Annotated in this window: 8 protein-coding genes; 6 read left to right on the plus strand and 2 right to left on the minus strand. The window is 69.2% G+C overall.

The window, feature by feature from the left end; genetic code table 11:
- Positions 1–60 precede the first annotated feature (60 nt).
- The 4 genes from ACFQ9Z_RS35245 (at position 61) to ACFQ9Z_RS35260 (ending at position 3,997) form a co-directional block, all read left to right on the plus strand.
- Positions 61–1,878 (plus strand): GAF domain-containing protein, encoded by a 1,818-nt coding sequence (locus ACFQ9Z_RS35245; protein ID WP_383029664.1) that lies wholly within the window; start codon positions 61–63, stop codon positions 1,876–1,878.
- A 213-nt stretch (positions 1,879–2,091) separates the two neighbouring features.
- On the plus strand, positions 2,092–3,147 hold the full coding sequence (locus ACFQ9Z_RS35250) for a hypothetical protein (protein WP_383029667.1): 1,056 nt from the start codon (positions 2,092–2,094) through the stop codon (positions 3,145–3,147).
- 19 nt (positions 3,148–3,166) lie between these two features.
- Positions 3,167–3,613, plus strand: a complete 447-nt coding sequence (locus ACFQ9Z_RS35255) for a cupin domain-containing protein (protein ID WP_383029669.1) — start codon at positions 3,167–3,169, stop codon at positions 3,611–3,613.
- A gap of 21 nt (positions 3,614–3,634) precedes the next feature.
- Entirely contained in the window at positions 3,635–3,997 is a 363-nt protein-coding gene (locus ACFQ9Z_RS35260; protein WP_383029672.1) for a transposase, read from the plus strand.
- A 62-nt stretch (positions 3,998–4,059) separates the two neighbouring features.
- Here ACFQ9Z_RS35260 and ACFQ9Z_RS35265 read toward each other — a convergent pair whose 3' ends face one another.
- Positions 4,060–5,088, minus strand: a complete 1,029-nt coding sequence (locus tag ACFQ9Z_RS35265; protein WP_383029675.1) for an alpha/beta fold hydrolase — start codon at positions 5,086–5,088, stop codon at positions 4,060–4,062.
- Positions 5,089–5,202: 114 nt separating this feature from the next.
- On the opposite strand from ACFQ9Z_RS35265, the gene ACFQ9Z_RS35270 reads away from it, so the two are divergent.
- Complete coding sequence (locus ACFQ9Z_RS35270) at positions 5,203–5,952, plus strand: TetR/AcrR family transcriptional regulator C-terminal domain-containing protein (protein WP_383029677.1); 750 nt, start codon at positions 5,203–5,205, stop codon at positions 5,950–5,952.
- A gap of 366 nt (positions 5,953–6,318) precedes the next feature.
- Here ACFQ9Z_RS35270 and ACFQ9Z_RS35275 read toward each other — a convergent pair whose 3' ends face one another.
- Complete coding sequence (locus ACFQ9Z_RS35275) at positions 6,319–8,853, minus strand: Helicase associated domain protein (protein ID WP_383029680.1); 2,535 nt, start codon at positions 8,851–8,853, stop codon at positions 6,319–6,321.
- Between the two features lie 287 nt (positions 8,854–9,140).
- Here ACFQ9Z_RS35275 and ACFQ9Z_RS35280 point away from each other — a divergent pair, with 287 nt between their 5' ends.
- The gene (locus ACFQ9Z_RS35280; protein WP_383029683.1) at positions 9,141–9,332 is read left to right on the plus strand and encodes a hypothetical protein; all 192 of its coding nucleotides are present in this window, start codon (positions 9,141–9,143) and stop codon (positions 9,330–9,332) included.
- Positions 9,333–9,761 lie beyond the last annotated feature (429 nt).

Here is a 9,761-nt window from a genome sequence, read left to right on the forward strand (position 1 = left end):
GTCAGAACATGGAGCTCTGCACAGCCGCAGAGCGTTCGTGGAGCGAGTCGGGGAGGGCCGATGGGTTTTTCACCCTCTGTTCCGCCGGATCTGCTGCGCTGGATGAGCGCCATCGACGACCTGGCCATCGCGGTCAACGAGCAGCGCGACCTGCCGGGCCTGCTCGGGCAGATCGCCCGCACGGCCTGTGACCTGCTCGGCTACGAGAGCGCGGCCGTGCTGCTGGTGGACGACGATCGCGTCGCCCTGCGGATCGAAGGATGCTGGGGCCTGACCGACGGCTACGTGCGGCTGGTGAACGAAGAGTCCCCGCTGTTGCTGACGCCCGGGGGAACCCTCGTGGGCAGCCCGTCCCGTCGGGCCTTCGTCGACGGCACACCCGTGATCGTCGAGGACATCGCCCAGGACCCCTCCTACGGCCCGTGGGCGAAGGCCGCCCAGGAGCACGGACACCACTCCATGGCCGCGGTCCCGCTGCGCAACCAAGGCGAGAGGGTCGGCACGCTCAACGTCTACGGCAGCGATCCGCGCCGTCTCGGCCCCGGCGGGCTGGAGCTGCTGCAGGTCCTCGCCAGCCACGCCGGCATCGCCCTGGAGACGAGCGCACAGCTGGAACGCGACCGTCGCCGCCTGCGCGAGCTCAGCTCTCTGAACGAACTGCTGCGACAGCATGCGGCCATCCATGACCGCTTCATCGGCGTCGCCCGCCGCGGTGGCGGTCTCACCGACGTTGCAGCAGCCCTGGCCGACATCACGGACCGCGCGGTGGCCGTCCAAGACGTCTCCGGCCAGATTCTGGCCAATGTGCCCCGAGCCGGGGTGTCGGTGCGGCCGCCGGACTGGCTGTCCTGGTCCCGGCGCGGGGCCGCCGGTGCCCGCTCACTGCTCGACCAGGTCGCACAGGCGTCACCGGTGCTCTCGGCCGGGGCTTTCCCCGGCCTGGTGGCGGGACCGGTACGGGTGGGAGAGGAGATGCTGGGCGTGCTCTGGCTGGCCGGTGAGGGCGAGGACGACGACCTGCGCTTGCGTGCCATCGAGCAGGCCGCCGTGGTGCTGGGTTTGGAGATGTTGCGCCGCCGGGCCGTGGTCGACGCCCAGTGGCAGATGAAAGGGGACCTCGTCTCGGAGCTGGCGAGCGGCACACTCGCCGACCCGGCCGCCCTCATCGCCCGCGGTGACCGCCTCGGCAGCGACCTGCGCCTCCCACAGCGGGTGCTGGCCGTTCGCCATGAGCAGCCCGGCGAAGTGGTCAGCGCCCCACTGCTGCGCATGGTGCAGTCGCTCGTGCTGTCCCGGCAGCGTCCCAAGCCGCTGCTGGCCCTGCGCGACGGGGCGATCGTGATCGTCGCACCCGACACGGACCCCAACGACGGGGAAGAACTCGCCCGGCACATCCGCACCGTCGCCTCCCAGACTCTGGAGGGCGGCGTACGCGTCGCCATCAGCGAGACGTGCCACGCGCCGGAGCAGCTGCCTGGGGCGTTTCGCCAGGTCCACGGCCTGTTGCGGCTCATTCGGTACTCCGCCGGCGAGGACGTCCTCACGGTGGCGTCGGCTGGCATGATCGGCATGCTCCTCTCGGACATCGAGCCCCGGCGCATGGGCGTCCTCGCCGAGCGCTGGATCGGCCCCCTGCGGGACTACGACCGGCGCCGGGGCGCCGACCTCGTCGCCACCCTGCGTGCCTACCTCGATCACGACCTCAACACGGGCGCCACCGCAGAGGCCCTGTTCATCCACCCCAACACCGTCGGCCTGCGTGTGAAACGCATCGAGTCGCTTTTGTCCGTCTCGCTGACCCGCGTCACCGATATCACCACGCTGCGCGCGGCCCTCGCGATCGACGACATCGTCCACACCCCTGACCTGTACAGATAGACAGGAATCCCTGCGAATACTGTGTGACCCCACATACAATCCCGGCGCGCGCGGCCCTGACCATGTCCTCACCCAGCAACGACGCGGGGAGGACTCATGCACGACCCACAGCCCGCGGTGGCGACCGTGACCACCGCGGCACCCCAATCCCCACCACAAGCCCCCGCCCCGCCAGCCGGTCAGGCGCGACGGGCGGGCGCGACCCTGCTCATCGTGGCAGCGCTCTCGCTGGCCACCTGGTGGCTCTTCATCGACCCCCGGTGGGCGGTCTTGGACGTCTACGGCAACCCGGCGAACGCCGTGATCTTCTGGACTCTCTTCGCCATCGTCTGTCTCGCCTTCAACCTGGAACTGAAGGGCTTCGACCGGCTCGCCCAGCCCGTGCGCGGCCTCGCCTTCGCCGCCGTCACCATCGGCGTCGGCATCGGTATCACGGCCCTGCTCGCCCTCGCCTGGAGCGCGGTCGACCCGAGCTTCGCCCCCGAACGGGTCGGCGGCGTCGGCTACTTCACCGGCGCCATCTTCGTGCTCTTCGTCTTCGTGACCAACGTGCCCGCCGCGACCGTCCTCGAGCACCGCCCATGGAAGACCCTCGGCCTTGGCCAACCCTGGGCGGGCATAGCCGAGATCGCCGTCGCGACAGTGACGAGCCTCCTGCTCTACGCCGTCTTCGCCCTTCCCGTGCTCGCCAGTTGGAGCGGTGTCAAGGACGCCCCGCTGACCGCCAACGAGGTCATCGGCCTCTTCTACTCGATCGTGGTCTCCGTCATCGCCACCGGCAACCTGACCGACAACTGGCCCTGGAACACAGTACGGAGCAAGGGCCGCTGGTTCCTGTTCACCGCACTGGGCAACGTCGTGCTGGGTACGTGCCTGTACTTCGCCCTGTCAGGGGCGACCCGGATCCTGCTGGGCAGCGCGGTCCGGGCCACCCTGGGGACAGACGGACTGAACGTCTTCCCCGCCCAACTCGGCGTGTGCTGGGTCTTCTGGATGATCTTCTGGCCGAACTGTGCGGGGAACTGGCCTCAGCACCTGACACCGGCGAAGAACCGCACCGCGCGGGTTCTCACCACCCTGGCACTCGCAGTCATCACGTTCACTGTGTACTACCGCGTCATCGCCCCCCACGTCCTCCACGAACCCGCCCTCGCTCCCGGCATCGCCGGCAACGCACTCGGCTTCATCGATCTGGCCATCGTCTGGCTCCTCCTCTTCGCCATCGGGGGAGACTCCTGGCCGCTGTCCCGAACCAACCGCACCCTCTGACACCGGAGAACCAATCCTCATGGGCGACAGCCACACCGACCCCCAGATCCGTGTCGTGCACCACGACCAGCTCGACGGCAACACCCCCCAGACCCCCGGCCTCATCCGTCAGGTCGCCTTCGACGGGCGCACCCCCGCAACGACACACCTCTCCGCCTTCCGCAGCACCGTCAAACCCGGCGCCGCCACCGGCGCCCACCACCACGGCGACCAGGAAACCGTCCTGTACGTCATCAGCGGCACCGCCCGCTACCGATGGGGCGACAAGCTGGAGAACGTGGCCGAGGCCGGCCCCGGAGACTTCGTGTTCATTCCCGCTCACATCATCCACCAGGAGATCAACGCCTCCCCCGAGTTCGAGACGGTCTGGGCCGTGGTCCGCTCCGGCATCGACCCAATCGTCGTCAACTTGCCCGAACTCGACGAGTACACCGAACCCGCAGCCGTGGACTACACCCACCCCTGAGGGCGGCACGGACAGGCGGCGTTGAGCAGCGACAGACGCTCGCCTGTATGCACTGTTCGGCATGACCGAAAAGGCCGCGCAGACCGGCCACGAGGTCGAGGACGGCCGTGGCCGGTCACACTGGAATGGGAGTTCGTCCGGCCGTTGCTGCCTGAGTCACTGCGCGGGCGGAAGCGTCTTGATGACCGCACTGTGCTCAACGGGAGCGTGTGGAAGTTTCGGACCGGGACCGCATGGCGGGATGTGCCCGAGCGGTACGGGTCGTGGCACACGCTGCACACCCGCTTCCGCCGGTGGGCTCTGGCCGGCACGTTCGAGCGGATGCTGCGTCCGCCCAGACCCGGGCGGACGCAGCCGGCGACATCGACTGGCTGGGGTAGGTGACCGAGGAACGACGGCACAGTGTGCCCGTGACCGGTCCGCACGGCGTCGGGCTCCTGATGCCTTCAAGCCGGCTTGTCCGCCGTCCTTATGACCACCGGCCGTACCTTGGTCAGCATCAGGTCGAGGAAGCGGTCGGGGTGGCGGAAGGCCGCGAAGTGACTGGCGTCCTCGATGAGAGCGAAGTCCTTGACCGGGGCGGTGACCTCCTCGAAGAAGCGGCGGGCCGGCTCGGGTGGGGTCAGGACGTCGCTGGCGCCCTGGAAGAGGAAGAAGGGGACGCGGAATGCGGTGCCTTCGGCCCGCTCGTCGAGCGTGGTCGCCTGCGGGCCCAACTGCTCCGAGAAGGTCATGCCTTTGAGGTAGGAGCGCAGTTCGCGCAGGTTGTGGAACGGGGAGAACCACAGGGAGCGGATCACTACCGTCTTCATGGTGTCGTAGGTGAGCGGGTCCGTAGTGACGACGGTCTTGGCGTATTGCGACCACTGCTCGGCGGTCCATGCCGTCCGGTTCGGCCCCATCGCCACGATCGCGGCCAGTTCCTTCTTCTTGCCGGCCTTCTCCAGTCGGGCCAGTAGCGCCTGGTATGAGGAGGCGTCGCGTCCGCCGTCGATGATGTTCTGGTCGGAGCCGATGTACGCCGAGTACAGCTCGGGGTGGTTGCGGGCCAGCCGGAGGCCGGTGATGGTGCCGAAGCTGTTCGCAACGAGGAGGAGCCGGGGGACACCCAGGCGCTCGCGGACGTACTGGGTGACCTCGAGGGCGTCCTGGTACACGCGCTCCAGGGTCATCTCGCCCTGGCCCTCGGGGCCGCCGGCGGCGAACGTGCGGCCTGCGCCCCGCATGTCCCAGCGCACGATCGTGAAGTGCCGTTCCCAGATGCGGGTGCGGGGGACGAACACCAGGTTGGAGGCCCCGGGGCCGCCGTGGATCTCCAGGATCACGGGGTTCGACAGGTCCTCGCCCCGGATGGAGACCCACTGGTCGATGCCGCCGATGCGGATGTACGAGGCCTCGTCGATGCTGTTCGGGGCGGTGATGCGCAGGTTCTTCGCGTGCGAGCGGCGCTTGAGGGCCCGGTAGGTCAACAGCATGAGTGATCCCCCTAAACTGTTTATGTCGTCAGCAGTTGCGTTTACGGTATATACAGGCGGTGGGTGGAGTCAACGGGGCCGCCCGCCCGAACCGAGCCGAGGAGGAGGAGCCGCATGGCCGCCCGGAACAAGGAGCCGGACAAGCCGCGTGACCCGCGCGCCGGCCTCGCGCTGCTGTGGGGAGAACAGGACCCGCCCACCCGTGGCCCCAAGCCCAAGCTGTCCCCCTGGCAGATCGCCGCCGCGGCCGTCGAACTGGCCGACGCGGAAGGCCTGGACGCCGTGTCCATGAATAAAGTGGCCAGCGGCTTCGGGGTCACCGCGATGGCGCTGTACCGGTACATCCCCGGCAAGCACGAACTCGTCGAGCTGATGGTGGAGCAGGTCCTCACCGAGGCACCGGACCTGTCAGGGGCGGCCGACGGCGACTGGCGGGCAGCCGTACGGGAGTGGACCCGACAGTGCGCGGCCGTCTACGCGGCCCACCCCTGGCTGCTCACCGCCACCGCGATGCGCCGCCAGATCATGGGCCCCCGCCAGCTGCGCTGGCTCGACTCAGCGCTCGCCGCTCTGGAGCCGACGGGACTGAGCGGCGCCCAGCGGCACCAGATCTTCCTGCTCCTCATCGGCCACGTCCGCAACCTCGCCCAGCAGCGACGCGACCACGACGAGGAACACGACCGCGAGTGGGACCGGCTCACCGGCGAACTCCTCGCCCGGCACGCCGACGACTTCCCCGCCCTCGTCAAGGCCGTCGCCGACGGCGCCTTCGACCCGCCCGGCACCGACCCGCTCGACTTCGGCCTCGACCGAATCCTCGACGGAGTCGAAGCGCTCACGGCGGCGCTGGCTGCCCCAGCCTGACCCGCCTGCGGCTATCCAGCACTCTCGCCGACGGGCCGCCTTCGCAGAGGGCTGCGCCTGCACTGCAGCACTATCCGGGCGTCGGCTGACGCAGGCTACGAGCCCCCTTGGGGGCACCGGCGACAAGCTGGCGGCGCGCGTCAGGACGGACGTCGCGGAAGCCGCTGTACGTGATTTCCTGCGCACGTCATTCACGCCTGCACCGGCCAATCCACCGCAATGACCCACGGACCGCGCAAAACGACTCACGCTGGTGGAGTCGGTTCTAGCGGCAGTGCTTCGTACGCAGTCCGTACGCTAAATGTACGCTCCATGGTCGGCTAGGTGGTGCAGCCGCTACGCCTGGGCGGTCGGTTCTGGTGGCGGTCAGGTCCATCGCATGCCGATGGCGGCCAGCTGCTCGATTCGTTCGGGTGACAGTGTGGCGGCTCTGGAGCGCTGGTTGCCGATCCATGCACCAAGCCGGAGCTCCCGCTCCTTCTGGTCTTCGTCGACGACCCGTTCGATGTGCTTCCTCGGTACTCGCAGGTGGCCTTCGCGTTGGTAGTACTGGGTGGCGGCGGCGTAGTTCATTGCCCATTTGTCGGCTTGGCTGCGTCGCGGCGCGGGTTTCTCGTCTTCGGCTGCGGGCTCGATCCCGAGGATGTGTTCCATCATCCATTGCTGGGCGCTGGTGAGCTCGTTCCAGCCGAGCTGCTGTGCGCGTACCCATCGTCCAAGGTCCTCGCCCTGGCGTACGACCGTGCCGGGCTGGGTGGGGAGCGCACCGCCGGCTTGCAGGTGTTGTCGGGTGAGGTGGAAGCAGCGTTGCCAGTCGATGGGCCAGGCGGGGCACCAGGCGGGGTCGATGTCGGCGAGCTGCTCGCGCCGCTCCTGCGACAGCACACCGGCCGCCGACTGAACGGGCATACCCTCGGCCCGCCGCTGCTCCTCCACCACCGCTCGCCGGGCGGCTGCCCGCGCGTTCTTGAGAAATAGCCCTACGCGATATCCGGCGTGTGTGGCGTCCGTCGGTGCCGCGAGGTGCCCGTGTTCCTGTGCCCATCCGCGGGCGGCGGCGAGTCCGTCTTCCCAGGCGATGTCGTAGTGGGACCAGACCATGCCGAGCTTCTCCAGCTGCGCCACACGCTCGGGGCCCATGGTGCCGCGGGTGTAGATCCTTCGAGCGTCGGCCACCCATTGCCCCAGCGGGAAGGCCGCGAGGGAGGCCGGCCACCCCTCGCCCTCCGCCCCCACTTCCGGCTCGTTGCCTGCGGTAGGGATGCGGTAGGTGAAGGGCACCTTCAGGTTGCCGTGGCGCTGGTGGTAGAGGGTGGCGGCTTCGATGCCGCGGCGCCAGTGGGCGTGTTCGGGGTTGAGGACGCGGAGGGTGATGAACGCGGCGAGCTGGGCGGGGTCGCGGGGGGTGGAGAATTTCAGCAGTTCCCGGGCCGGCACCGACAGCCGGCCCTGCTCGCCGGCGGAGTCCTCCCGACTCTCGTCGTTCTCGTCTGCGGAGCGGGTCTGTACGCCCCGTACGCGGCTTCGCGCCTGAGGTTCGGCGAGTGCCTCGACAACGCGGGCGTCGTGCGCGCGGAGCGCCTCGAGGAGTTTGGCGAGCCCGCCGTACGCCCGCGAGGTGAGCATGTTGTCCACCGTCTCGCCGGGCCCGAGCAGGACCGGCACCACGAGTGAGGCGACCTTGCCCTCGCCCGGCCGCACTCGCAGCGCCCGACCCACGGCCTGGACGAGGTCGGGCATGGAGCCGCGGACGTCCGCGAAGTACACGGAGTCACAGCGGGAGGTATCGATGCCTTCGCCGAGCACCCGGACGGACCCGAGGAACGTCTTCTCCACGACCGTGCCGTCAGCAGCGACCCCCTGGGAGAACTCGTCCAGGACGCGGCGCCGGTGGTGGGGCTTGTGCTCGCCGCACAGCCAGTTGGCCCACACCGCGCGCGGGTACAGCCCGGGATCCGCGGCGTGCAGCCGGCCGGCGACGCGGGGGAGACCGACCGCGAACGCCTCGGCCTCTTTCACCTGGTGGTGAAAGACCAGCGTCCGCTGGAAGCCCTCCTCGGCCGAGGCCTTCACCAGCGCCGTCTGCAGAGCAGCGAGCCGCGCCCCCCGCACCTCGTCCGAGCGGCCCCCCACGCCCAGCAGCTGCGCCGCTTGAAGATGGCTGTCCGTGATGTCCAGGCACACCACCTGGTAGGGGGCGCAGATGCCGCGGTCGATGGCCTCGGACAGCGTGAGGGTGTAGCAGCGGCTGCCGAAGGGGGAGTCGGGGGAGTCCTCCATGCTCGCGACCAACTCACCCGGTGCGCCCGGTCCTGCCTCGCTGTCCTCGTCGAGTTGCCACAACCGTGGGGTCGCGGTCATGTAGAGCCGGCGCAGTGCGGGGATGCGGGTGTTGTCGTGGACGACTGCCCACGGCTTGCCGATCCTCCCCGACGTCCGGTGCGCCTCGTCCACGACGATGAGGTCCCAGCCGGGAAGGCCGGCCTGGTGGGCGCGCTCCAGCGTGCCGAGTCCGAGGGAGGCGTACGTGGCGAACACGGTGACCTTGTCGAACGGCCGCACCCAGGCGACCAGCTCGCCCACGTCCGTGGTGTTCGGGAAGGGCGCTTCCTCTCCGCGTAGGGAGGAGACACCGATCATCGGGCCGGTGCGGCCTCCCTCGCGCCAGGCTGCTTCGGTCTGGGCGAGGAGGTCCAGGGAGGGCACGAGGACCAGGACACGGCCCGCACGGAGCTCCTCAGCGCTCCGAGTGGCCACCAGAGTCTTGCCCGACCCGGTAGCCATGATCACCTGGGTCCGCAGGCCCCGCTCGGGCACAGGCGATCTTGCAGGCAATTCGAGCGCCCGGAGTACTGCGTCCACGGCTTCTCGCTGGTGCGGACGGAGTTCCTTCAGAGTCACCAGGGTCCAATCCCTCCTGCGAGCAGGACGCCAGTCCTCACCTCGTAGTACACCCAACTAGCTTCCCTGTCAGACAAGTTGGCCAGCAGTCCATCCGTACAGCACCAGGTCTACGCTTTCGACATGAGCAAAAAGCCTGGCCCTCCAGCAGGCCACACCCTCACAGAGGAACGGCTGCTCAATCCCAGACTCTATCGTAGCCACAAAATGAAGCAGATGATCCAGGGAATTAGCACACGAGCTACGGGTACTCCGCACGCATCGCCGCCCACCCGACCAGGAGAGCCATGACACACCACACCGAGAACACTCAAGGCAACCGGTTCTGCAAGGCCTGCGGCACGCCCGCCGGAGACGGGAAGCTGTGCAACCACTGCGGCGCGGTTCTCGACTTCCCTGACCAGGCCGGACTGATCGAGGATCAGGGAGCCGCGGTCCGCCGTGACTTCGAAGGCCGCACCGAACCGCAGCAGAACTGACCCCGAATCGGAAGTGGGCGGCAGGCATCCCAGCCGGCCGAGCTGCCGCGCGGCCGGCTCCGCACACCCCACGTGCGACCAGGAGAGAGAGGCTGCCCCGAGCCGGCTGCCGCGCGGCAGCCGGCTCAACGACAGCCCCCACCCCTTACTGCTGCCAGCCCGGACCGCGCGAAGCGTGGCCCGTTACCTCGCACGTAGTGCGAGGCATGCGGTTCGCAGCGCAGCGGAGAACCGCCCCGAGGCCCGAGCGAAGCTCGGGCCCGGCCGCGCAGCGGCCCGCTCCTGGAGCGCAGCGCAAGGAGCGCCAACACCAGTGCGAAGCACTGGTGTTGGCGGGGAGCGCAGCGAGCCGCTCACGCTTCCGCGGAGCGGAAGCGCAACACCCGCGCGCAGCGCGGGTGTTCGCTTGCATCGCGCGCAGCGCGAGGC

The organism is Streptomyces sp. NPDC056580 (assembly GCF_042793175.1).
Lineage (GTDB): Bacteria > Actinomycetota > Actinomycetes > Streptomycetales > Streptomycetaceae > Streptomyces.